Raw genomic sequence first — 22,982 nt, 5'->3', positions numbered from 1 at the left:
CGGGGCTCCTGACATGGCAATCAGCTACAAGCCACAGCTGCAATACGTGGACTTTCAGGATCTTACGGAACAGATCCGGTTTCAAAGCACGGAAGGCAAAATCTGGTTTGGCGAACAGCGGATGCTCCTCATGCAGGTCTCCGCCATGGCTGCATTCCGCCGGGAGATGGTCAATACCATCGGCATTGAACGGGCAAAAGGGTTTTTCCTGCGCCTTGGCTATCAGTCCGGACTTCGGGATGCAGAACTTGCCCGCAAGCTTCGCCCGCACTGCAGCGAACTGGACATATTCCTGGCCGGGCCCCAGCTCCATTCTCTTAAGGGCATGGTGAAAGTCATCCCGATTGAGATTGATATCGATCAGGACACGGGGGGCTTTTACGGGGAACTTGACTGGTTTGACTCTTTCGAGGTGGAGATCTGTCAGACCGAACTCGGCCAGATGGACGAGCCTGCCTGCTGGTCGCTGCTCGGCTATGCCTGCGCATATACCTCCTCGTTTATGGGACGCCAGATCATTTTCAAGGAGGTCACCTGCCGGGGCTGCGGCGACGAGAAATGCCACATTGTCGGGAAACCGGCCGAAGAGTGGGAAGACTCAGAGGAGTTCATCAAATACTTCAAAGCAGACCCCATGATCGAAGAGCTCTACGACTTGCAGTCTCAGGTGAGCTCACTTCGCAGCAGCCTTGAGAATCAACAGGGGCAGTATTACGGCATTGGCCAGTCCGCGTCTTATAACAAGGTCTGCAAGATGATCGACAAGGCCGCCATGGGCAAGGTCTCGGTCCTCCTTCTGGGTGAAACCGGCGTCGGCAAAGAGGTCATCGCCAGAAGCGTCCACCTCCGCAGCGAGCGGGCGGAGCAGCCGTTTGTCGCCGTGAACTGTGCAGCCATACCTCCCGACCTGATTGAAGCCGAACTCTTTGGTGTCGAAAAGGGCGCCTACACCGGCGCGAATCAGTCACGTCCGGGCCGCTTCGAGCGGGCTAACGGTGGCACCATTTTTCTGGATGAAGTGGTCGAACTTACGGCTCGAGCGCAGGCCACGCTGTTAAGGGTACTGCAGGAAGGTGAACTCGAACGGGTGGGTGACAATCGCACCCGCTCGGTCAATGTTCGAGTGATTGCTGCCACGAACGAAAGCCTCGCCGAAGCCGTTGAATCCGGTAAGTTCCGCGCGGACCTGTACTACCGACTGAATGTGTTCCCGGTAAAGATCCCACCCCTTCGGGACCGGCTGGAAGATCTGCCTCTACTGGTGGAGCATTTTCTAAAGAAGTTCCATTCGGAATACAACAAACGAACCCTGGGTCTTTCGGACAAGGCACTGGCTCTGTGTATGAATTATCGTTGGCCCGGGAATATTCGAGAGCTTGAAAATGTGATCGAGCGGGGCGTGATTCTTACTGATAACAACGAATCTATCAGTCAGGAATCCTTGTTCGCCGTCTTCCCGGACAATCATTCGGAAAAACCCCATGAAGTCGTGGATGGCGAGGGTCATGTGGTACACGAAGGTTCGCCAGGAAATTCCGGGGGCTGGGCGGATCAGATTCTGGGCGACTCCATCAGTCTGGATGAAGTTGAAGAGACTCTCATGCGCCGCGCCATGGAGCAGGCCAACCAAAATGTCTCTGGTGCTGCACGCATACTCGGACTTACCCGCCCGGCCCTGGCCTACCGGCTTAAAAAATCCGGCATCCTCGCCGAAAACTGAAAGCAAACCCCATCGGGCAACAGGGATGTTGCGACGACCGAATCCCACCTTATGAAATAAGCAATCCGCCTCCTGGTTTGATCATTTGATTAAAATCAAACTTTTCTATCGGCCTGATAGCGCGTCCAAACGACCAGTTAAATCCTGAATTAATTATTTATTTTCAGCTAGTTAAAAAAGCCTTAAAGGACATGGCATACCGGTTGCTCTCTCACCGTCAGTCGCTTTTTCACAAAAACAAAGACGGTGACAGAAAATGCAAAATACCCCTCTGCGCTCATGGCGCACTGTCGGTACAGCGATCGCAATAGCCAGTAGTTCATCGCTGCTGCTGACGGGTTGCGAAGCGCCCCTCAATCTCGAGGCGGTACGCCAGGTTTCCGAACAATCCTCCAAGCGCACAGACTTCTACCAGTCCATGGTCCGGAACGATCAGGTCATTGTCGTTACTGGCAACGACGGTGTACTGCTTACCAGCCGGGATAACGGCGAAACCTGGAAGAGACAGGCACTGAATTCCACAGCAAGCTTTCTGGCTCTGGATGTTTGCCCGGACAACTCATTTATCGGACTGACCTTCGACAACCAGGTATGGCAAGGCAACGTCCAGGGAAGCCTCTGGACCCCGCACCCGTTGCCGAGCCAGGAACAAATGCTGACCGTGGCTTGTGCCCCTGACGGCAGTTGGTGGGCAGCAGGCAGCTTTACCACCATCCAGTACAGCTCTGATCTGGGCGAGAACTGGAATGAAACCTCTCTTTACGAAGACGCCATCATCAACAACCTGCAGTTCATTAACCAGGATCAGGCCATCGCCACCGGCGAGTACGGCATGGTGCTTCGCAGCGATGATGGTGGCTTTAACTGGGATTACGCCGGTTATCTGCCGGATGAGTTCTACGCCCATACCAGCTACTTCCGCTCCATGGAGGAGGGCTGGGTTGGCGGCCTGAACGGGTTCATCTACCACACCACAGACGGTGGTGAGAGCTGGGAGCAGATGCCTACTGAGACCAATGCTCCGGTATTCGGTTTCATCCCCGGCAGCTCCGAACTCTATGCGGTTGCCGACAATGCCACCGTTCTTCAGTTGCAGGGGCCCGCCTGGAAAAAAATCTCGGAATCCGACCAGCCGCTGTATCTGCGAACCGGCCTGCTCATGCCCGAGCAAAGACTGCTTGTTGCCGGAGGTCGTGGCCTGCTTTTCGACCTTGAACTTCCTGCGGCGAACGCCGCCAGCAAAGACTGAGGATATCAACCATGCCCGGATTGCATCGTTTCACACATCTGCTGCATCTGCTGGAAGTGTGGATATTCAACAACCCCCGCAAGGTGCTTTCAGTGATCGCGATACTGACACTGATCTTCGCCCTGCGTACCCCAGGCCTGAAAATCTACACGGATTTCGCGGATCTTTTGCCTCAGCAACACCCTTACATCCAGCTGCATAACAGCATCAAGGACAGTTTCGGTGGTGCCAATGTTCTTGTGGTCGGGGTCGAGTTTTCCGACGGTGATATCTTCACTAACGACAACCTGGCCAGAATCGATCGAATCACCCAGGCGGTCGACAGCCTGCCGGGCGTCAACCACAACCTGGTTTCCAGCGTCACCCACCGCAATTCCCGGAAAATCTGGCTGACGGAAGTCGGCAGCATCAACTCCGAGCCCTATTACGACTCTACCAGTGGCGAATATTCCCAGCAGGCACTGGATGCCATGCGCGCCGATGTAGCCGCCAATCCGCGGGTTTACGGGCCGCTGGTTTCCCCCGATCTGAAGATGGCGCTGGTCAAGGCGCAGCTCATTGAAGGCAAACTGGATTACGAAGCAACCTTTGCCCAACTTCAGGAACTGCGCGCCAATGAGGCTGGCGAGGGTGTCACCATCTACGCCACCGGTCAGCCGGTGCTGGTGGGCTGGGCCTACACTTACATGGACCAGATCCTTCAGATCTTCATTTTCACAGTGCTGACCATGCTGGCACTGCTCATCTTCCACTTCCGTAAAGCGTACGGTGTGCTAATCCCCCTTGGAGGCGTTCTCATCTCCACCGTGTGGGGACTTGGGATTATCAGTGTACTCGGCTACAACCTGGACCCCTTAGGTCTGGTAATCCCCTTTTTGATTGCAGCGCGAGCCATGAGCCACGGTGTGCAACTGGTCGAGCGCTACTATGCAGAGACCCTGGTACTGGGTAGCGGCCCAAAGGCGGCGAAAGCAACCTTCGACAGCCTTTTCCGGCCAGGCTCTTTGGGAGTCGTCTCCGACGCCATTGGTCTGTCGTTGATCGCCATTGGCTCGATCCCCCTGAACACCCATCTTGGCATCTACGCGTCACTCTGGGCGATCACCGTTGTTTTTACCGTCCTGATCGGTGTTCCGTTGCTGCTTTCGATCCTGCCCACACCGAAAAAACCGGAAATTCGCGAAACTGCCTTGCGCCACATTGGCGCCAGCTGCTCACGAACGGTTACTCGGCCCGGAGCGGCCCGAGTCATTCTCGCCGTGGCAGCTATATCCATGCTGGGTGGTTTGCTGGCCGCATCCAATGTACAGATTGGTGATTCCGAGCCCGGCTCGCCGATCCTTTACCCCGACCACGATTACAACATCTCTTCCCGCGTGGTTAATGACCGTTTCCCGGGTTCCGAGGAGCTCTACATTGTTGCCGAAACCAGTGAAAAAGGCGGACTGAAGCGTCCCGAGGTGCTTGAGGCTCTGTCTGATCTTCAGGCTCATATGCTGCTGGATCCGGAAGTAGGCGGCAGCAAGGGATTACCCGACCTGGTCAAGCAGGTGAATCGTTTGATGCACAACGATGACCCGCGCTGGTACCAGATCCCCCACGATGCCGGCTACGTGGGTGGGTTGATGTTCACATACATGGCATCGAGCCCGGTGCCTGGCGCCCTGGATGAGTTCAACGACACCGACGATCGAGTCGCCAACCTGGTGTTCTATTACAAGGACCGTCAGGGCGAAACCATCCGTCGTGCGATTCATATGGCCAAGGAATGGATCGCTGAAAACGGAGACAGCGTTGAAGGCCTGACCATTCGACTGGCGGGCGGCACGCTTGGTGTCGCAGCTGCCATGAACGAATCAGCCTTTGAAACCAATGTGATCGTTCTGCCACTGGTCTTTCTGCTCATCTTCGCCTTCGTGATGCTGTTCTACACCTCCTGGCACGCCGGCCTGATGATGCTCCTGGCAATGCTGTTCGCCACCACCCTCACCTACGCCTACATGGGCCTGAACGGTCTGAGCATTGATATCAATACCGTTCCGGTCATCGCTGTGGGAATCGGCGTAGGTATCGATTACTCCATCTACATGATGGACCGCATTCGCGAGGAAATGGCCAAGTGCGGGGACCTGCGCGAATCCGTCAGACGTGCCATTTCAACCACAGGCATGGCCATCAGTTTTACCGCACTGACCCTGATGGCCGGGATCATCATGTGGGTCATCTTCTCCAATCTTCGATTCCAGTCAGATGCTGCGCTGCTGCTATGCGTGATGATCGTCATCAACGGCATGGCCGCCATGCTGCTGGTGCCTTCCTGGGTACTGGCCTTCAAACCGCGATTCATCACCGACGTCTATGCCGATGAAGACGGAATCCTGCATTCGGACCACAAGGAAACGAAATCAGCTCCATCCCCTGTGTTGGATTCAAGACAGGACGATGGGTTTGTGACGGGAGCGCCGTACCGGGCCTGAACCCGGTACCAAGCCCCACTAAAACCTGTAACGAGGACATGCCATGCAAACAACAATAAAAGGCCTGAGGTTCTGGTGCTGCACCCTTGCGGGTAGTGCCACCCTGGCGCTGGTTCCAATGACTACAGCTGTTGCTGCGGAAGATGCCCGCGTCAACGGTTTCTACGAAAACGCAACCTACGGGCGAGAGGGCGTCGGTCTATCCAAATTCCGTAATACGCTGCAACTGGAAGGCGAGAAACGAATTGGCGACGTGGGCATTTTCAGCAACGTTTCCATCAACGGCACATTGCGCGGCACCTATGACGGGGTGTACGACCTGAACAAGGATGAATATGGACGTACCGCTGGTGGTGCCATTCTTCTCGAAGACACCGCGCTGGCGCCCAATCCTGACCCATTCGTACCCCATGGTGGCGGTATCGCTCCGACACCCAACTTCGGTTTCGACATCAATCAGAACCCCAACGACGGCATGATCGTCCTGGGTGAAAACCTGCACCCTCAGGATGGTGGTGTCGGATTTGGTGTTCCGGTGCGCCCCTGCGATGTCGACAGCCGGGGCTGTATTGATGACTACCTGGACAAGGATCTGAACGAGCTTCGTTTCCAGGAGTTCAATGACCGGGCGGATTTCATCCGTGAACTTTATGTCGATTTTGACCTGAACTTCGACAGCGGCAACGTGCTGAGCACCCGCCTGGGTAAACAGCAGGTCATCTGGGGCCGCACGGACCTTTTCCGGGTACTGGATGTTATCAACCCGGTGGATTTCTCCCGCAACAACATCTACGACGAGTTGGAAGACATCCGAATCCCCATGTGGATCCTGAAGTCAGACTATCGCATGGGCCCCACCGAGGTATTCGATGGCTTCGCCTTCGACGACCTGAACTTCCAGGTGGTCTGGAACTTCGATCAGTTCCGTCCCCATGATATCGGCCAGTGTGGGCAGCCGAACGTCATCCTGGATGCAGGCTGCTTCTTCCGTGGTATGAATAATCTATGGGAAAACGGCGGCACCGTTGCCAACTTTGCCAACGGCAGCATCGCAACAGACTTTGGCCCCGGGCAGATCGGTATCCGTGAGGCGCATCTGCCGAGCTGGAGCCTTTCCAACACCCAGCTGGGTTTGAAACTGGAAGGTGTATACGGCGATCTCGGCTTCTCTCTGAACGCTCTGACTTACCGTTCCCAGCTCCCTTCCCTCCGCGGTGGCATTCCGGCTGAGAACGCATTCACCGGCGATACCGCCGTTTGGCCAAGCCTGATCGCGTTCGATATCCACTTCCCGAGAGTAAACCTGGTCGGCGGCTCACTGGACTACTACTCCCAGGGCATCGACACCGTGTTCCGGGTTGAGACTGCCTACACCTCTGGTGAAGAGTTTGCCAACACCCTGCGCGAGAAGCTGTATTCCGAGTCTGATGTCGTTCGCTACGTCGTAGGTGCCGACAAGAACATCTTCATCCCTGCCCTGAACGAGTCCCAGGCATTCCTGTTTTCCGGCCAGATCTTTGGCCAGCACATTCTTGACCACGAGCGCGAGCAGCGTCTGCTGGGCGAAGCCGGCATTCCGGACTGGGAACAGAACTGGATTGCGACCCTGTTGATCAAGGGTTTCTACATGAATGGCCGTCTTAGCCCACAAATCATTACCGCCCACGACGTCCGCGCCCAGGCAACTGCAGTTGCACCGTCAGTGGAGTGGCTGGTTAACGACAACTTCAGGCTCACAGCCGGCGCCAACTTCAAGGTCGGCGATGGTGCCCGCAAGTTCGATGACTGCCGCACCTGTAACCCCTGGGATCCGTTCACCGCCGCCTATCCTGGCCAGCCTGCGGGTGAATCTGCCGGTCTTTCCGGATACGAACCCCTTGGCCGCTTCCAGTCGGGTCCGATCGGCATGGCCCAGAAAGAAGACGAAATCCAGCTGACCGCACGTTACAGCTTCTGATAACGAGGAACCAAAATGACTACGACAAAGAAAAAATCCGTTTTTAGATGGCTGATGGCTGGCTGCATGGCAGGCCTGATGTCGACAGCACTAATGGCCGATGAAGCAGTTATTACCAACTCCTTCTATCCCTACAACACAGAGACACCGAGCTTTGATGGACTGAAAGCCGGAATGGTCATTGACCAGAGCAACGTTGCCCAGTTCAAGGACGCCATTGATCCGGCCTTCTATGGTTTTATCGAGCAGGGCATGACCACCATCACCGTAGGCGAGACCACCTCCTTTGATCTGCATCCGAACTATGTCGAAGCTACACGGGTTTCGCTGGGACAGGTGTCTCTTGGAAACGAGGTGGGCGAGATCAGTGGCTGGAGTGCGGGCCGCCCCTTCCCCGAAGAACCTGACGTCAACGATCCACGAGCCGGCGAGAAGCTGGCCTGGAACTACAAGTATGGCTACAACTGGGGCGACAGCGCGGCTATCTACCCGTTCTACTGGAAATACCGGGACATGGACTCTGGCAAGGTGGAACGCACTATCAAGTTCAACTTCCACTTCCTGAACTATAAAGGCCGGGTCATCCAGGAACCGACGCCAGAAATCACGCCGAACCCGTCTGACCTGTTCCGGGCGATTTATGTGCAGGTACTGGACCCGGCTGATGTCCGCAACACCCAGCTCCTGATCCATCGTGCAGCGGACGATCTGAAGCGGGACAACTCCTGGTTGTACCTGGGCTTCCAGCGTCGGGTCCGTCGTCTGGCAACTGGCCAGGTCACCGACGCGTTCCTAGGCTCTGATCTGATGATCGAGGACTTTGAGGGCTATAACGGCCGGATTTCAGACATGAACTGGACCTACAAAGGCACTCGCTACATGCTGATGCCCTTCTACAACCACAATGATCTGACGCTGGATCCCGAAACCCACAGCGACAGTGATGGTTATCAGGTTGTGTCCTTCAGCGGCCAGGGTGGCTGTTTCCCGGATATCACCTGGCAGCTGCGCAAAGTCTACGAAGTTGAATCCGTACCTGTGGACGAGAGCCATCCGCTCTCAAAGCGTGTTCATTTCATGGACGCACAAACCTTCACCATTCCCCGAACCGTGTCCTACGACCGCAAGGGTAGCCTCTGGAAGACCTTTACCATTGGCCAGGCACACCCCGATCACCACCTGCCGAAAAACAAGGGCAGCGGTGTGTCCATTGACGACAGCTTCAGCATGATTGATGTCCAGGCCAGCCACTGCACCACCGGCCAGTTCAAGGGACAGGTTGATCCGGAACTGTCGCCGCCCCAGATGTTCAACGTTCAACACCTCCGGGCAACCGGAAGCTGATCCACGGATCTTTGTTGCTTCTCCATTGGGCCCGCTTCTGCGGGCCCCTTTTTTGGATCATTGATGATATTGAACATGATGGATAGCCAATCAACTGCCAGCCAACAAGGTCCAACAGATCCTCTGACAGTTGTCGTCTCTCGACGGGTCAAAAAAGGCAATCAGGAAGAGTTCGAGGCTCTGAGCAGCAAAATGACCGAACGAGCATCCCGTTTTCCGGGATATCTCGGTACTGCCATGTTCCGGCCGGCGTCACCCGACGATCCCGAATACCGCATCGTGTTCAAGTTCCGAGACCGGGAATCCCTTGCTGCATGGGAAGCTTCCAATGAGAGAGCGGAGCTGCTGGAGCAGATAGAAAGTTTGCTGGTTCAACCCAGTGAACGGGAAGTGACTTCGGGAATCGTTACCTGGTTCACTTTGCCGGGTCAAAATCCGGTGACGCCACCACCCAAATGGAAGATGACCCTTGTCAGTTGGCTGGCACTCTATCCGGCTGTCACGCTCGTCTTCGTAATGTTCGGAGACTGGTTGGCACAGATACCGCTTTTTGTACGAACACTGCTGGTCACCGCGGTGGTGATGCTGATGATGAGTTATGTGCTCATGCCGAGGATGACTCGCTGGTTCGCATTCTGGCTGTTTCCCAAGAAAGGCGACTCATCCCGATGAGCAAACGACCTCTTGAACCACATCGGCCAGCAATGGGCATGGAGCAGGCCAAACCGGCCGGGCCTGCTCACGACTGCATCAGGTTAGAAATGAATAACCGTCCGGATACTCTTACCCTCATGCATCAGGTCAAACGCCTTGTTGATGTCTTCCAACGGCATTTCATGGGTAATGAACACATCCAGCGGGATCTCACCCTTTTCGGCTTTTTCCACATAGCCCGGCAGCTCGGTACGACCTTTCACACCGCCAAAGGCTGAACCACGCCAGACCCGGCCCGTAACCAACTGGAACGGACGGGTGCTGATTTCCTCGCCGGCACCGGCAACACCGATGATAGTGGATTCACCCCAGCCTTTGTGGCAGGCCTCAAGCGCTGCACGCATCAGTTTCACGTTGCCTACGCATTCGAAGGTGTAGTCGGCGCCGCCGTCGGTCATGTCGACAATCACTTCCTGAATCGGCTTGTCGTAGTCGTTGGGATTAACCACATCGGTGGCACCCAGCTGTTTGGCGATGTCGAATTTGCCCGGATTGATGTCGACGCCGATAATCCGACCCGCCTTGGCCATCTTGGCTCCGATGATCGCCGCCAGGCCGATGCCACCCAGACCGAAGATGGCCACAGTGGCGCCCTCCTCAACCTTGGCAGTGTTCAGTACCGCGCCGATGCCGGTGGTGACGCCGCAGCCAAGCAGGCATACCTTGTCCAGGGGCGCTTCCTTGGGAATCTTGGCCAGGGAGATTTCCGGCAGTACGGTGTACTCGGAGAACGTCGAACATCCCATGTAGTGATACAGCGGCTGGCCATTGTAGGAGAAGCGGGAGGTACCGTCCGGCATCACGCCCTTACCCTGGGTTGCACGAACAGCGCCACAAAGGTTGGTTTTACCGGATGTACAGAATTTGCACTCGCCGCACTCAGCCGTATACAGGGGAATGACATGATCCCCTACTTCCAGGCTTTTTACGCCCGGCCCAACGGCTTCGACAATGCCGCCTCCTTCGTGACCCAGAATGGTGGGGAACAGGCCTTCCGGATCGGCACCGGAGAGCGTGTAGGCATCGGTATGGCAAACACCAGTGGCAACGATGCGCACCAGAACCTCGCCCTCCTGGGGCGGTGCAACGTCAACTTCGACGATTTCTAGCGGTTTGTTGGCTTCGAAGGCCACCGCGGCACGGGATTTGATCACTTTCGGCTCCTTGATTGCTATGGCGCAGGTATTTGGTTACGACCTTTCAGCCGTGACTGTTTGACTCATTCTAGCCGACTTGGCAGTGGCCATGTTGCGATTCAGAGGCTCCGAAATCTTTTCTGGATCTGGAGCGTATCTACAGGGCAGAATCAAAAGGTTGAGGAGCTCTTACGTTGCACACGCTTTACTGGTTTACACGGGACCTTCGCCTGCACGACAACGCCGCTCTGCTGGCCGCTTCAAAATCCGACATGCTGCTCTGCGTCTACGTTGTGGATCCGCGCTGGTTCGCACCCGGCCCCCTGCAAAGCAAAGCCATGGGCGACCACCGCTGGCGTTTTCTCTGGCAAAGCCTGATGGCCCTTGAACGAAGCCTTCGGCCGTTGGGGCAGAGACTCCATATTGCCTATGGCGAGCCGGAAACGGTCATCCCGGAACTTACCCACGCTCACAGCATTGAGCGCATCGTTCGCTCCCGCCTGCCGGGCACCCAGGAAGCCGGCCAGTGGCGAGCCATCAAGGACAAACTGCCCAAGACCCTGTTCCAGCAATTCGAGACACTGAGCCTGTTCACCGAGGGCTCCCTGCCGATGGCTCTCGAGGATTTGCCGGATACCTTTTCCCAGTTCCGCAAGCAGGTTGAGAAAACCGGTGAACGCTGCTCAGAACGGTTGAGGATTCGCACGCTGACGGCCCTGCCCCCACCGCCCGGCTTTCCGGAAGACAACCGGGGCGACTGCCCGCCCATACCAGAGCCGATGCACCCGTTGCAGTTCATGGGCGGTGAAGCGGCAGGCCTGGGTCGGCTGAAGGAATTTCTCTACGACAATCACAGCATCGACCGCTACAAAGAGACCCGCAACGCTCTGGATAGCTGGGATGCCTCCTCCAAATTCTCGCCCTGGCTGGCCAACGGGTGCCTCTCGGTTCGGGAAGTGGCAGAAACCATCACCGAATATGAAGCCAGTGAGACCAAAAACGAGTCCACCTACTGGCTCTGGTTCGAACTGCTGTGGCGGGAATACTTCTACTGGTACGCCCTGAAACACGGCGCCAACCTGTTCCGCCGGGATGGCGTCCAGCGCAAACGTCGGCATGGCACCTTCTACGGCCACCGTTTCAAGGCCTGGTGCCAGGGCAACACAGAATACCCGATCGTAAACGCGGCCATGAATCAGCTGCGGGAAACCGGTTACATGAGCAATCGGGCCCGGCAACTGGTGGCAAGCTGTTTCATTAATGAACTGGGCCTGGACTGGCGTTACGGGGCGGCATGGTTCGAGGAGCAGTTGATCGACTATGATGTGGGGAGCAACTACGGCAACTGGCAGTACCTGGCTGGCGTAGGGGCGGACCCGAGAGGCCTGCGGCAGTTCAATCTGGAAAAACAGACGCAACAGTACGATCCCACCGGCACCTTCATTGACCGCTGGGGCGGACACGCGGAACAGCCCGTAGGTTTACACACAGTGGATGCGGCAGACTGGCCCCTGTAGTAAAAGGCAAATAGCCATGACGAATCGGACCGACAACGAAAGCACCAGCACAGCACGGGAAACCCTGGCCCGCATCATCGACACCAGCTCACCGGCAACCTTGCTGAGCTGCGGCAGCCTGGCAACCGAAATGTCGCGAATCTGGCAGAAACACCAGAAAGGTGTGGACGTGCACACCCTGGACACATCCGATCCGAACGCCAGCCTGGTGCTCGAAAGGGTCGTAGACTTGGCTCTGGTCACCGAAACTCTGGAGCATCTGCCCCACGATGAGGGCGCCCTACTTTTGGGGCAGCTCAGGAATTACGGCACCCATCAGATTGCCGTTCTGGTGGGAGAGACTCCTGACTGGGCCTTTACCGATTTCATCGGCCTCGGCTTTCGTCGCCATGCCGAACTGGAAAATGATAACGGCGCACTCACGCTGTATACCTACAATCTGGATACTTACAACCACAAACGGGCCTGGAACAATCCAGAGAACTGGGCCAATCCGGAAATGTGGGGCAAAGCATGGTGGTAGAAAGCGCGGTAGTGAACAGTCCGTCCTCCCAGAAACTCAAACCGAGCACGATCCGGATCGGCACCCGGTACCGGGCCAATCGGCTGAAAGGCCCCTACGACGCCATTGTGATCGGCTCCGGCATCGGCGGGCTGACAACAGCCGCGTGCCTGGCGAAAGCCGGCAAGAAAGTCCTGGTGCTTGAACAGCATTACACCGCCGGCGGCTATACCCACAGCTATGCCCGAAACGGCTACGAGTGGGACGTGGGCGTCCATTACATCGGCGACATGGGCTCTCCCCACACCCTGGGGCGCAGGCTGTTCGATTACATCACCGACGGCAAGCTGGAATGGGCACCCATGGACGAGAACTACGACCGGTTCTTTCTGGGTGACAAGGTCGTGAATTTGCGGGCCGGCAAGGAAGGGCTGCGGCTCTCATTGCTGGATGCCTTCCCGGATGAGCAGGAGGCCATCAACAAGTATGTGAAACTGCTGGGCAAGGTGGCGGATGGCATGCAGTGGTATACACTCTCCAAGCTGACACCCGGGGTTCTGAGTCCGATAGTACACAAAGGTCTGGATGTGGCCCTGCCGGACTGTTTTAACAAAACAACCTGGGAAGTTCTGAGCGAATTGACCGACAACCAGGAACTGATCGGTGCCATAACCGGCCAGTGGGGCGATTGCGGCGTCACGCCCAGGCAATCGAGTTTCATGGTTCATGCCTTGATCGCCAAGCACTACCTCTACGGCGGTTTCTATCCCGTCGGCGGTGCCTCGGAGATCGCGAAAACCATTATTCCTGTCATTCAGCAGCCCGGCGGCGAGGTATTCACCTACGCCGACGTCACCGACATCCTGGTGGAGAAAGGCAAGGCAACCGGCGTGCGCATGGCCGATGGCGAGCAAATCCGGGCACCGCTGGTGATCAGCAACGCCGGTGTAATCAACACCTTCGAAAAACTGCTGCCAGCCGATGCGGCGGAAAAGGTTGGCTACAAGAGCAAACGCCGGCACATTATTCCCTCCATGCCCCACATCGGGCTTTATATCGGCCTGAAAGGCACGCCGGAAGCACTCGGCCTGCCCCGCACCAATTTCTGGATCTATCCCAGCGCCGATCACGACGACAACGTGCAACAGTTCCTGGATGACCCGGAAAACACCGAGTTTCCGGTGGTGTATATCTCCTTCCCGGCTGCCAAGGATCCGGATTACCAGAACCGTTGGCCGGGCACCTCCACCATCGAGATTGTGGCACCGACCACCTGGGAGATGTTCGAACCCTGGCAGGACACCATCTGGGGCAAGCGTGGCGAAGACTACGAGGCCCTGAAGCAGGAAATCACCGACCAGTTGCTGGAAGTGATGTACGAGAAACTGCCGCAGCTACGGGGCAAAGTGGATTACGTGGAAACCTCCACGCCACTTTCCACCGCCTGGTTCTGCCGCTATGGCCGGGGCGAGCTGTACGGTCTGGACCACAACCCGGAGCGCTTCGAACAGGACTGGCTGAAACCGAAAACCGACATTCCCGGGCTTTATCTCACGGGCCAGGACATCCTCACCTGTGGCGTAGTGGGTGCGATGATTGGTGGTCTGGTCAGCACCCTCGCCATTCAGGGCTGGCGCGGAGCCGGGTTGGCTAAGCGTATTTTCGTGGGGTGACAGGGGTTGCCCAGACCGATCTGTGCCGATTGCGGCATGCACCGCAATATCTGTGTCTGCGAGGCCTGCGCCCCGGTGCCCAACCGCACCAGGGTGTCGGTGCTCCAGCATCCAACGGAAGCTGGCCACCCCAAAGGTACGGTCCGCATACTAGGCCAGTGCCTTAAAAACCTGGAAGTTTTCTGCGGCGAGACGCCGGAGGATTTCCGTGAGGCCGGTTTCGAAACCGACACTGTAACCGGGAATTCAGCCCTGCTGTTTCCGGGGCCCGGCAGCGACAGCCTCGAATCCTCAGATCTGAGCGACATCAACCACTGGATTATTCTCGACGGCACCTGGCGCAAAGCCGCCAGAATTCTTCACCAGAACCCGGCACTGGCGGCGCTGCCCCGCTTCCATTTCGCCAGCCCTCCGGCGTCTGCCTACGCCATCCGTAAGGCCCCGGGTGAGAATCATCTGGCCACAGCAGAGGCGGTGGCCTATCTGCTCAACGTGGTGGAGCCGGGCCTGGATACCCGGCCAATTTCCCGGGCAATGCGCACACTGGTGGACAAACAGTTCGCCCAGATCCCGGCCCGGCTGCACAAGCACTATCAATAAACCCGGCCGGGTGAGACGAGCGCCCGGTCCGCACGTAATCTCCGGAAACCTGATCAAAACCGAGAGCAGCCCATGTCCGAGCAATTTGACCCGGCAGACCTCTCCCGCATCATCGAAATGGCGTGGGAGGACCGCACACCCTTCGAGGCCATCGAAGCCCTCTATGGCCTTCGCGAAAAGGATGTCATCCGCCTGATGCGTCGCGAGCTCAAGCCTGCCAGCTTCCGGCTCTGGCGCAAGCGGGTAACCGGGCGCAACACCAAACATCGCCAGCTACGGCCTGAGGGTGTAAACCGTGGCTATTGCCCGACCCAGTACAAGCACCGATAAACGCCTTGCCATTGGCATTGACGACGAAGCTGCGCGATCATGAGCATTCAGGCATCAAGCAAGTGAGGAACCCTCTCGATGGCATTGTTCAACCAGAAAAACGCCCGCAAACAGTTGGACGCCGAGGCGGGCAAGGTGCATCGGGCGGATCTGGAAACGCTGCTGGACCGCCAGCGCAGTATTGAAGAGAAAGTGAAAGGCAGCGGCAAACTGTCTCGTTTCAGCGCCGACATCAAGCTGATGTTTTCGATGATCCGCGATTACTGGTACGGCAATTACCGGAGCGTTCCGTGGAAAACGATCGCAGCGGTGGCGGGCGCGCTGATCTATGTGATGAACCCCCTCGATGTAATTCCCGACCTGATTTTCGGATTCGGACTGGTGGACGACGCCGGCGTTGTCGCGCTGTGCCTGAAACTGGTGGAGTCCGATATTCACCGCTATGCTGCCTGGAAAGAACAGCAGGAAGAACTGGAAAGAACCCGTCAGACGAATTGATTAAATTCTGATCTGAAGGTAATCTCACACCCCTTCTCAGCCTCGCTCAAACCAAATCTGGAGATACCGTGGATTTCGCCACTCTTATCGGTCTTGTTGGCGCAATTTTGCTCATTGCTTCGGCTGTTATTCTTGGCGTCTCTCCGTCCGTTTTCATCAACCCACCATCCCTGCTGATCGTTATCGGCGGCACTATGCTGGTTGTTCTGGCCAAGTTCAGCTTTGCTCAGTTCCTGGGCGCTTTTAAAGCCGCTGCCCGCGCCTTCAAGTTCAAGCTACCGGAAACCCAGGCAAGCATTGAAGAGCTGGTGGACATCGCCAACGTGGCTCGTAAAGAAGGGGTTCTTGGCTTGGAAGACCGAGAGATCAGCAGCCCCTTCCTGGCCCAGGGTATCCAGATGCTGGTGGACGGGCAGGACAGCAAAACCATCAAGGAACTCCTGAACAAAGAGCGGCTGATGACCCTCGACCACAACCGTTCCGGCGCCAAGGTGTTCACGGCCATGGCCGATGTGGCTCCGGCCATGGGCATGATCGGCACCCTGATTGGCCTGGTGCAGATGCTTTCGAACATGGAAGACCCCAAGTCTATCGGCCCGGCCATGGCTGTCGCCCTGCTGACCACCCTCTATGGCGCCATGATCGCCACCATGATTGCCACCCCGATTGCCGACAAGCTTTCTCTGCGAATGACCGAGGAAGCGCGCATGCAGTCGCTGTACATTGATGCCTTGGTGGCCATCCAGGAGGGCACCAACCCACGCATCATCGAGCAGATGCTTTCAAGCTACCTGCCGCCCAAGGAACGTGAAAAAGTGGCCGAAGCAGAAGGCGCGTAACCATGGACGAGTTGCCAGAAGAGGAAAAACCGGGGATTCCGGCGTGGGTTGTTACCTTCGCTGATCTTATGTCCCTGCTGATGTGCTTCTTCGTTCTGTTGCTGTCCTTTTCGGAGATCGACGCCCAGAAGTTCAAGCAGATCGCCGGTGAACTCTCCAAGGCCTTCGGCGTTCAGCGGGACGTGCCCGCCCTGGAAATCCCCAAGGGCACCAGCCCCATCTTCGACAAGTTTTCGCCCGCACCGCCAGAGCCTACCGTGGTCAACGAGGTCAAACAGACCACCACCGAGGACGACCCGGAACTTCAGACCCTGAAAAGCCCCACCGACATGGCCGTTGAAGCCGCCATGGAGGAACAGCTGCAGGAAACCATGGACGAGATCCTGAAAGTCCTGGAGCCGGCAATCGCCGATGGGCGCATCAATGTGAGCGAGGATCAGCGGCGAATCGTGATTCGGGTTGAGGAAAAAGGTTCTTTCCCTTCGGGCTCGGCTCAGCTGACCTGGGAATTCGAGGGCCTGCTGCTGGATATGGCGGAGGTAATCGAAGGCATTCCCGGTGACCTGACGATCGAGGGACACACCGACAACGTGCCTATCCGGACCGACCGTTTTTACAGTAACTGGGACCTCTCCGCCGCCCGTTCAGCCGCCGTTGCCAACGTTCTGGTCGCCCGGGACCAGGTGGAACCCACCCGTCTGTCCGTCACCGGTCTGGCGGATACCGAGCCGCGGGTACCCAACACCTCTGCGGAGAACCGCGCCAAGAACCGGCGCGTGGAAATCATCATTGATCTCTCCGGCCCGATGCAGGAACAGGAAGTGCGCCTCCGGGAACTGATCCAGTCCGAATCGGATGATGCCGAATCCAGCCTAGGGATCGAATCCGACAGCTCGACACCAAACGAAATCAGCTGGTAAGCGCACTCTATTTTGGTGCGCTACAGGCCAAAACGCACAGCATTAGTGCATTATTAGACTAAAAATAGTACCTCACATTTCTGAAAGCCCCCTCAACTGCCCTTCAGCTCTTGATATGCCTTGTTTTGGAACAGCTCTTGCTTCAGCTGCACCTCAACAATGCACAAGCCAACGTAAACGGCCCGATAGAGGCCGGACACACAACATCAGGAGCGAAAACCCGTGGACATCACGAGTGCAGTACATACCCTGACCGAAAGCGCCAACACGCTGTTCATCCTTATCGGCGCCATTATGGTGCTGGCCATGCATGCCGGCTTTGCCTTCCTGGAAGTGGGCACCGTTCGCCACAAGAACCAGGTCAATGCCCTGGTCAAGATCATGACCGACTTCGGCATCTCCGCCGTGGCCTACTTCTTTATCGGCTATTACATTGCCTACGGCAGTCATTTCATGAACGGCGCCGCCGAACTCACCGCTGCCAACGGCTATGATCTGGTGAAGTTTTTCTTCCTGATGACGTTCGCCGCGGCCATTCCAGCCATCGTGTCCGGCGGTATTGCCGAACGCGCCAAGTTCTACCCGATGCTGATTGCCTCAGGCCTGATTGTCGCCTTTATCTATCCCTTCTTTGAGGGGCTGATCTGGAACGGCAACTATGGTTTCCAGGGCTGGCTGGAGAACCAGTTTGGTGCATCCTTCCACGATTTTGCCGGCTCCGTTGTAGTGCACGCGGTGGGCGGCTGGATCGCCCTGGCGGCCGTGCTGGTTCTGGGCGCACGAAATGGGCGCTACCGCAACGGCAAGGTGGTGGCCTTTGCCCCCTCCAACATCCCCTTCCTGGCTTTGGGCGCCTGGATCCTGACCGTTGGCTGGTTTGGCTTCAACGTGATGTCGGCGCAGACCCTGGACGGCATCAGCGGCCTGGTTGCCGTCAACAGCCTGATGGCCATGGTCGGGGGTATCCTGGTCTCCATGCTGCTGGGCCGAAAAGACCCGGGCTTTATCCATAACGGTCCGCTGGCTGGACTGGTAGCGGTTTGTGCCGGCTCTGACCTGATGCATCCGGTGGGAGCACTGGTGACTGGTGGCGTAGCAGGCGCCATCTTCGTTTACCTGTTTGAATGGGCGCAGGCCAAGATCGAACGGCTGGACGATGTTCTGGGTGTCTGGCCCCTGCACGGTGTTTGTGGTGTCTGGGGCGCGATTGCCTGCGGCATTTTTGGTCAGGAAGCGCTCGGTGGCCTGGGCGGTGTCAGCCTGATGTCACAGATCATTGGCTCAGTGGCCGGCGTTGTGGTGGCCTTTGTTGGCGGCCTGATAGTTTATGGAGCAATCAACGCCATCTCCGGCTTGCGCCTCACCGAGGAGGAAGAGTTCAACGGGGCGGATCTGAGCATTCACCGGATTGGTGCAAACGCGGTCGAATAACCCGGTTCAGCTCCGGCTCACTCGCCGTATCCGGTCAGTTCCATGTAGCCAACGCCCCCATGGCTGCCGGATACGGAAACCGGGCTCTCCCAGTACGGGTAGAGCCCACTATTCAGATAGTCTCCAGGAGGTGCCGACACCTCCAGACTCACTCCGTAATCCGGCACTTCCAGACGCCACTGGCGGGGAAAACCCTCAGCCTCTGGATTGGTTGGGTGAAGGCGGAGCTGGTCGGGCTGAAGCGCAACCGGCTCACCCTTGTCTGGAATCCAGGTACCTGCCCGAAAGGCACCATCGTCCTCTCTGAGCCGGAAAGCCATCAGCTTGTCACCCGAGTCCAGATGCAAGGCGAACCAGTCCCAGCCCTGCTGGCCGGATTTGAGAAACTGGCTGCTCCACTCCCGATCAAACCAGCCCTTTCCTGTGACCTCCAACGTCTGGTCGCCAAGGGTGACGGTGCCCTCTATCTGCAGGTCCACCAGGCTGAAATACATGGAACCCTCACCATCCGCAGACTTGGCGCTAAAGCCGTTATCGCCGTGGGCAACAGGCTCGCCATTGACCGAGAGGGATAAGTCGTAGGACCAACCGTCCGCCGCCACCTTCAACCGCCAGACTTCATTGCCGGAGCCAGCCTCAAGCTGCCAGTCGTCCAGCCAGACAGCCAAAGGCGCTGCCCGCGCGCCGGCATGGCCGACATCGCCCCGGGCCAATTTCTCCGCGAAGTAATGTTGGGCATCAAAGCTCACCGCAGCATGGGCCATCCAGGCCGCTTCCAGGGGCCAGTTAATTGCGTCCGGGAGCTCAGCGCCTGCCGGCCTCGGCTTGATTGCCTGGCGGAACTGTGTCCATTGCAGGCCCAATGGCTCTTCATCCGCGGTCTTCAGATTGGCAGTGAGGTACCACCACTCAATCCGATGCTGCGGGTGGGGGCCGAAATCACCAGGAAATGTCAGCCGGTCTCCCGGGCCGGGCTGCAAAAAAGGCACGCCGGATTCGTTTTCTGCGACACCGGCCAGTCCGGCAAACCCTGCCTCCTGCTGTGGTTCCGAACACCCGGCCAGAACCACGGCGAACCAGATGAAGATCCAGCGCCTCATCGCTCACCTCCCGCCATCGCATTGGCATTCACTGGTGCGACCGTCGGTGATTTCAGCTGGCGGCTCATCAGCAGGGCAATGCTGAGGCCGATCAGCAGGCTGAGCACACCGAGCTCCAGCCAGAATCGCGGGTAGACGGCCATCGGCAGGGACCAGCCAAACGCGATGGGATTGATCCGATGCACCAGAACCCAGGTCAGCCAGACGCCAAGCGGCAGGGCCAACAGGGTAACGGCTCCGGTCAGCGACACCGACAACCGGATCAGCTGGGCAGAAGCCTGCCTTCGTGACAGCCCCCACACCACAAGCAGCCGGAAATACCAGGCCCTGGTTGAGAAAAACACCCAGCCCATCATCAGCAGCGCGATGGCCGCCAGTACCAGGGTCAGGGTGGTCATGGCCCGGGTCAGCAGAAATGTCTGATCGAAAATGGCGGAGGCGAGTTCCTCAATCGCCCGATTGTCCCGGATCGTCAACGCTTCGACCTGCCATACCCGCTGCAATCCATCGATCACGTCCTCGATGGAGAGATTGCCCGGCGATATCGACAGGCTCTGAAAGCCGGCGGCAAAGTCTGCAGGAAGAACCGAAGGATGAATCAGGATCTCGCCGGCGGGACGCCCATAATCCGGGTAGATGGCCAGCACAGGAAACTCGAACGACTGGCTTGCGAGGGTTACCTGCAGGGTCTGGCCGACCTTTACATCCTGCCGCCGCGCCAGCTGTTCATTCACCATCACGCCCTGGCCCTGCTGCAGGCTTTGCCAGGGCCGCGGCGCTGATTCAAACAACTGCCAACCGGTCACCAGCGAGCCAACCGGGCCGATAGCAAAGACGTCAACTCTGGCATCCCCCTCATCCTTGCCGCCCAGCAGAGTTGCCCGGCCCCGAATGACCCGGTGCCACAGCCCGGACGCTGCGAGCACCGGCTGGTCAGCGAGCCAGTCGACCGCCAGGGTTGGATCCGCTGATTCAGGGACTTCGATGTAATAATCCGCTTCCAGTCTCTGAGAAAGCCATCGGTCAAAGGTGCTTTCAAAAGTGGTCACCAGTGCCTGCACCGCCAGAACCATCGCCATGGCGAACTGCAGCGCTACCAATGGCAGTGCCAGGCGACGAGCCAGCACTGAAAGCTCCCGGTGGCGCCATCGTGCCTGTGGATCCCTGTCGTGGCCGGACCGCCAGTCTGCAAGCCAGGCAATCAACCTCGGCGCGAGAATGCCGGCAGCCACGAATACCATGGCCACAGCAATGAAAAGCCAGAGCAGATCCGTAACCCAAACTGACAAGGCAAGGCCGGCCAGAAGCACCAACAACACCAAGCCGCCGGAACGTCGGTTGCCTCCCGCAAGCCCCCGGGCCAGTGGACGGAGGAAATCCGCCAGGCAAGCCACCAGGACTACGGCCATCATGATGACTAGCGGCACCAGCCAGCTCCCGCCCTGGCCTGCGTACAACGGCTGATCGAACAGCCCTTCGAGCGCCTGTCCGAAGCCACTGCCCAGGCCAGTGGCCAGCCAGCGGCCAAGCCAGATTCCGGGCACAACACAAACCAGGGCCAGCATCAGGATCTCGACAACGAGCAGGCGATTCACACGGCCTTGAGGAACGCCAAACCGATGCAACAGGGCAAGGCTGTCCCGGCGCTGGGCCAACCCGAGCAGATAAACACTGCGCACGAGCAAGGCGGTAATCAGGAGAACCAAAACCCCCAGGGCATCCAGATTCAGCAGGAAGCTGTCACTCAGCTCGCCGGTGTCCGGGCCAACGCTAAAAGGCACCATCTGATAGCCGGATGGCAGATCGCCGCTGCTGTGATCTTCGGAAATCAGCAACGACAGTTCGCTGCCCTGATCGCGGTCGAGTTCAGCCGCTTCACTGATATCCACAAAGGGCCGGCCATCCAGCTCTCCGCCCCAGGGGGCCTCTTGCCGACCCGGAACCTGGAAGCAGACCACTGCCAGAGGGTCGACGCCCACCACGCGCCCGCCCTCCGGCGAGGAAACCTCCAGCCAGGGCATGACACACAGCCCCGCTCGTCGCAGCTCGACGAAGTCGTCCACAGTCACGGGGTTACCATCTCTGCGGACTACCTGCTGGCGCTCGGCTACCGCCGATTTGCTCTGATCGAGACTGGCCCGGGCCTGGCTGGTGAGGTGATGAACACCTGTCCAGAGCATGGTGGCCAGCACGATCATGACGGCCAATGCCAGCAGCTGGAGAGGGTGACGACGGTAGTGGCTGAACAGAGCGGCCAACAGGGTCATGGTGGGCTCAGGTTTCCGGCAGATGGGCAAGATCCAGGTGCTTGCTGCAGCGGGTGGCCAGTTCCGGATCGTGGGTGGCGAGAATCAGACCGCAACCGTGTCGGGTCTGCAACTCGAAGAGCTGCCCGATCACCGCCTCGGCGGTATGCCGGTCGAGGCTGCCTGTGGGTTCATCGGCAAGGATCAGGGCCGGCTTCATGGCAAACACCATGGCCAGTGCCGCGCGCTGGCGCTGTCCCCCGGACACCTGATCCGGGAAACGGCCGGCAAGCTCGCCGATGCCCAGTCGCTCGAGCCAGTCCTGACACTCATCCTCGGATTGGCCGGCAAGCCGGGCCCGAAAACGGACATTGTCCAGCAATGACAGGGCGGGCATCAGGTTCGCTTCCTGGAAAACCACACCGATCTGCTGCCGGCGTAGATCGCCCCAGCGCGCGTCAGCCTTTCTGCCGGCCTGCATTGACCGGTTATCGAACGTCTCGCCGAGCACATAAACTACCCCTGCATCTGGTTTTTCCAGGCCACACAGGATGTTCAGCAGGGTGCTTTTACCGGAACCCGAGCGACCTGTCAGCGCCAGTGACTCACCGGCCTCAAGATGCAGCGACAGATCCACAAGCACCGGCACCGGCTCATCGCCACTTTGAAACTGCTTGTTCAGGCCTCGCACCGAAAGCAAAGTATCCACCATGGTTTTCCTGTCTGACT

At 58.0% G+C, this 22,982-nt stretch carries 19 protein-coding genes; 15 read left to right on the top strand and 4 right to left on the bottom strand.

What is annotated here, in order from left to right; genetic code table 11:
* Nucleotides 1-13: 13 nt before the first annotated feature.
* The 6 genes from ACO06L_RS15650 (at nt 14) to ACO06L_RS15625 (ending at nt 9,419) form a co-directional block, all read left to right on the top strand.
* The gene (locus ACO06L_RS15650; RefSeq protein WP_064229181.1) at nt 14-1,720 is read left to right on the top strand and encodes a sigma-54-dependent Fis family transcriptional regulator; all 1,707 of its coding nucleotides are present in this window, start codon (nt 14-16) and stop codon (nt 1,718-1,720) included.
* A 256-nt stretch (nt 1,721-1,976) separates the two neighbouring features.
* The gene (locus ACO06L_RS15645) at nt 1,977-2,969 is read left to right on the top strand and encodes a WD40/YVTN/BNR-like repeat-containing protein (RefSeq protein ID WP_202346449.1); all 993 of its coding nucleotides are present in this window, start codon (nt 1,977-1,979) and stop codon (nt 2,967-2,969) included.
* Nucleotides 2,970-2,980: 11 nt separating this feature from the next.
* On the top strand, nt 2,981-5,446 hold the full coding sequence (locus tag ACO06L_RS15640; RefSeq protein WP_202346448.1) for an efflux RND transporter permease subunit: 2,466 nt from the start codon (nt 2,981-2,983) through the stop codon (nt 5,444-5,446).
* Between the two features lie 43 nt (nt 5,447-5,489).
* Nucleotides 5,490-7,403, top strand: coding sequence for a DUF1302 family protein (locus ACO06L_RS15635; RefSeq protein ID WP_062783150.1), 1,914 nt, complete (start codon nt 5,490-5,492; stop codon nt 7,401-7,403).
* Nucleotides 7,404-7,418: 15 nt separating this feature from the next.
* Nucleotides 7,419-8,747, top strand: coding sequence for a DUF1329 domain-containing protein (locus tag ACO06L_RS15630; protein WP_336143915.1), 1,329 nt, complete (start codon nt 7,419-7,421; stop codon nt 8,745-8,747).
* Nucleotides 8,748-8,810: 63 nt separating this feature from the next.
* Entirely contained in the window at nt 8,811-9,419 is a 609-nt protein-coding gene (locus ACO06L_RS15625; RefSeq protein ID WP_421845935.1) for an antibiotic biosynthesis monooxygenase, read from the top strand.
* An 83-nt stretch (nt 9,420-9,502) separates the two neighbouring features.
* Here ACO06L_RS15625 and ACO06L_RS15620 read toward each other — a convergent pair whose 3' ends face one another.
* Nucleotides 9,503-10,615, bottom strand: coding sequence for an S-(hydroxymethyl)glutathione dehydrogenase/class III alcohol dehydrogenase (locus tag ACO06L_RS15620; RefSeq protein WP_202346446.1), 1,113 nt, complete (start codon nt 10,613-10,615; stop codon nt 9,503-9,505).
* Nucleotides 10,616-10,791: 176 nt separating this feature from the next.
* Here ACO06L_RS15620 and ACO06L_RS15615 point away from each other — a divergent pair, with 176 nt between their 5' ends.
* The 9 genes from ACO06L_RS15615 to ACO06L_RS15575 all read left to right on the top strand — a co-directional run bounded on the left by ACO06L_RS15615 (nt 10,792) and on the right by ACO06L_RS15575 (nt 18,907).
* A complete protein-coding gene (locus tag ACO06L_RS15615) occupies nt 10,792-12,114 on the top strand; it encodes a DASH family cryptochrome (protein ID WP_202346445.1) in 1,323 nt (440 codons plus the stop codon).
* A 16-nt stretch (nt 12,115-12,130) separates the two neighbouring features.
* The gene (locus ACO06L_RS15610; RefSeq protein ID WP_202346444.1) at nt 12,131-12,637 is read left to right on the top strand and encodes a DUF6231 family protein; all 507 of its coding nucleotides are present in this window, start codon (nt 12,131-12,133) and stop codon (nt 12,635-12,637) included.
* Nucleotides 12,628-14,289: a phytoene desaturase family protein gene (locus tag ACO06L_RS15605; protein WP_202346443.1), complete on the top strand. Its 1,662-nt coding sequence runs from the start codon at nt 12,628-12,630 to the stop codon at nt 14,287-14,289. Before ACO06L_RS15610 ends, ACO06L_RS15605 begins: the two co-directional genes overlap by 10 nt.
* 6 nt (nt 14,290-14,295) lie before the next feature.
* Nucleotides 14,296-14,889, top strand: coding sequence for a tRNA-uridine aminocarboxypropyltransferase (locus tag ACO06L_RS15600; protein ID WP_227715697.1), 594 nt, complete (start codon nt 14,296-14,298; stop codon nt 14,887-14,889).
* Nucleotides 14,890-14,961: 72 nt separating this feature from the next.
* Nucleotides 14,962-15,219 carry a TIGR03643 family protein gene (locus ACO06L_RS15595; RefSeq protein WP_202346442.1) on the top strand — a complete coding sequence of 86 codons (258 nt, stop codon included), beginning with the start codon at nt 14,962-14,964 and terminating at the stop codon, nt 15,217-15,219.
* A gap of 78 nt (nt 15,220-15,297) precedes the next feature.
* Complete coding sequence (locus tag ACO06L_RS15590) at nt 15,298-15,717, top strand: YkvA family protein (protein WP_202346441.1); 420 nt, start codon at nt 15,298-15,300, stop codon at nt 15,715-15,717.
* Between the two features lie 68 nt (nt 15,718-15,785).
* On the top strand, nt 15,786-16,556 hold the full coding sequence (gene pomA / locus ACO06L_RS15585) for a flagellar motor protein PomA (RefSeq protein ID WP_064229193.1): 771 nt from the start codon (nt 15,786-15,788) through the stop codon (nt 16,554-16,556).
* Nucleotides 16,557-16,558: 2 nt separating this feature from the next.
* On the top strand, nt 16,559-17,476 hold the full coding sequence (locus ACO06L_RS15580; protein ID WP_202346440.1) for a flagellar motor protein MotB: 918 nt from the start codon (nt 16,559-16,561) through the stop codon (nt 17,474-17,476).
* Between the two features lie 222 nt (nt 17,477-17,698).
* A complete protein-coding gene (locus tag ACO06L_RS15575) occupies nt 17,699-18,907 on the top strand; it encodes an ammonium transporter (RefSeq protein ID WP_202346439.1) in 1,209 nt (402 codons plus the stop codon).
* Between the two features lie 17 nt (nt 18,908-18,924).
* Here ACO06L_RS15575 and ACO06L_RS15570 read toward each other — a convergent pair whose 3' ends face one another.
* From ACO06L_RS15570 to ACO06L_RS15560, 3 genes are read right to left on the bottom strand one after another with little or no spacing between them, the layout of a single operon-like run.
* Nucleotides 18,925-20,007, bottom strand: coding sequence for a lipocalin-like domain-containing protein (locus tag ACO06L_RS15570; RefSeq protein ID WP_202346438.1), 1,083 nt, complete (start codon nt 20,005-20,007; stop codon nt 18,925-18,927).
* Nucleotides 20,004-22,274, bottom strand: coding sequence for an FtsX-like permease family protein (locus ACO06L_RS15565; RefSeq protein ID WP_202346437.1), 2,271 nt, complete (start codon nt 22,272-22,274; stop codon nt 20,004-20,006). Before ACO06L_RS15565 ends, ACO06L_RS15570 begins: the two co-directional genes overlap by 4 nt.
* A gap of 7 nt (nt 22,275-22,281) precedes the next feature.
* Nucleotides 22,282-22,965, bottom strand: a complete 684-nt coding sequence (locus ACO06L_RS15560; RefSeq protein WP_202346436.1) for an ABC transporter ATP-binding protein — start codon at nt 22,963-22,965, stop codon at nt 22,282-22,284.
* Between the last annotated feature and the right edge of the window lie 17 nt (nt 22,966-22,982).

Origin of the sequence: Marinobacter sp. (genome assembly GCF_965229985.1) — a bacterium.
Taxonomy (GTDB): Bacteria; Pseudomonadota; Gammaproteobacteria; order Pseudomonadales; family Oleiphilaceae; genus Marinobacter.
The sequence above is the reverse complement of the archived record's forward strand: the minus strand, read 5'-3'. Positions and strand labels throughout refer to the sequence as shown.

Excerpts from the sequence above, each read along its gene's own strand:
- ACO06L_RS15565 (WP_202346437.1), bottom strand. The coding sequence starts at position 22,274 with ATGACCCTGTTGGCCGCTCTGTTCAGCCACTACCGTCGTCACCCTCTC.
- ACO06L_RS15590 (WP_202346441.1), top strand. The coding sequence starts at position 15,298 with ATGGCATTGTTCAACCAGAAAAACGCCCGCAAACAGTTGGACGCCGAG.
- ACO06L_RS15640 (WP_202346448.1), top strand. The coding sequence starts at position 2,981 with ATGCCCGGATTGCATCGTTTCACACATCTGCTGCATCTGCTGGAAGTG.
- ACO06L_RS15645 (WP_202346449.1), top strand. The coding sequence starts at position 1,977 with ATGCAAAATACCCCTCTGCGCTCATGGCGCACTGTCGGTACAGCGATC.
- ACO06L_RS15650 (WP_064229181.1), top strand. The coding sequence starts at position 14 with ATGGCAATCAGCTACAAGCCACAGCTGCAATACGTGGACTTTCAGGAT.
- ACO06L_RS15560 (WP_202346436.1), bottom strand. The coding sequence starts at position 22,965 with ATGGTGGATACTTTGCTTTCGGTGCGAGGCCTGAACAAGCAGTTTCAA.
- ACO06L_RS15630 (WP_336143915.1), top strand. The coding sequence starts at position 7,419 with ATGACTACGACAAAGAAAAAATCCGTTTTTAGATGGCTGATGGCTGGC.
- ACO06L_RS15570 (WP_202346438.1), bottom strand. The coding sequence starts at position 20,007 with ATGAGGCGCTGGATCTTCATCTGGTTCGCCGTGGTTCTGGCCGGGTGT.
- ACO06L_RS15635 (WP_062783150.1), top strand. The coding sequence starts at position 5,490 with ATGCAAACAACAATAAAAGGCCTGAGGTTCTGGTGCTGCACCCTTGCG.
- ACO06L_RS15605 (WP_202346443.1), top strand. The coding sequence starts at position 12,628 with ATGGTGGTAGAAAGCGCGGTAGTGAACAGTCCGTCCTCCCAGAAACTC.
- ACO06L_RS15580 (WP_202346440.1), top strand. The coding sequence starts at position 16,559 with ATGGACGAGTTGCCAGAAGAGGAAAAACCGGGGATTCCGGCGTGGGTT.
- ACO06L_RS15595 (WP_202346442.1), top strand. The coding sequence starts at position 14,962 with ATGTCCGAGCAATTTGACCCGGCAGACCTCTCCCGCATCATCGAAATG.
- ACO06L_RS15610 (WP_202346444.1), top strand. The coding sequence starts at position 12,131 with ATGACGAATCGGACCGACAACGAAAGCACCAGCACAGCACGGGAAACC.
- ACO06L_RS15625 (WP_421845935.1), top strand. The coding sequence starts at position 8,811 with ATGATATTGAACATGATGGATAGCCAATCAACTGCCAGCCAACAAGGT.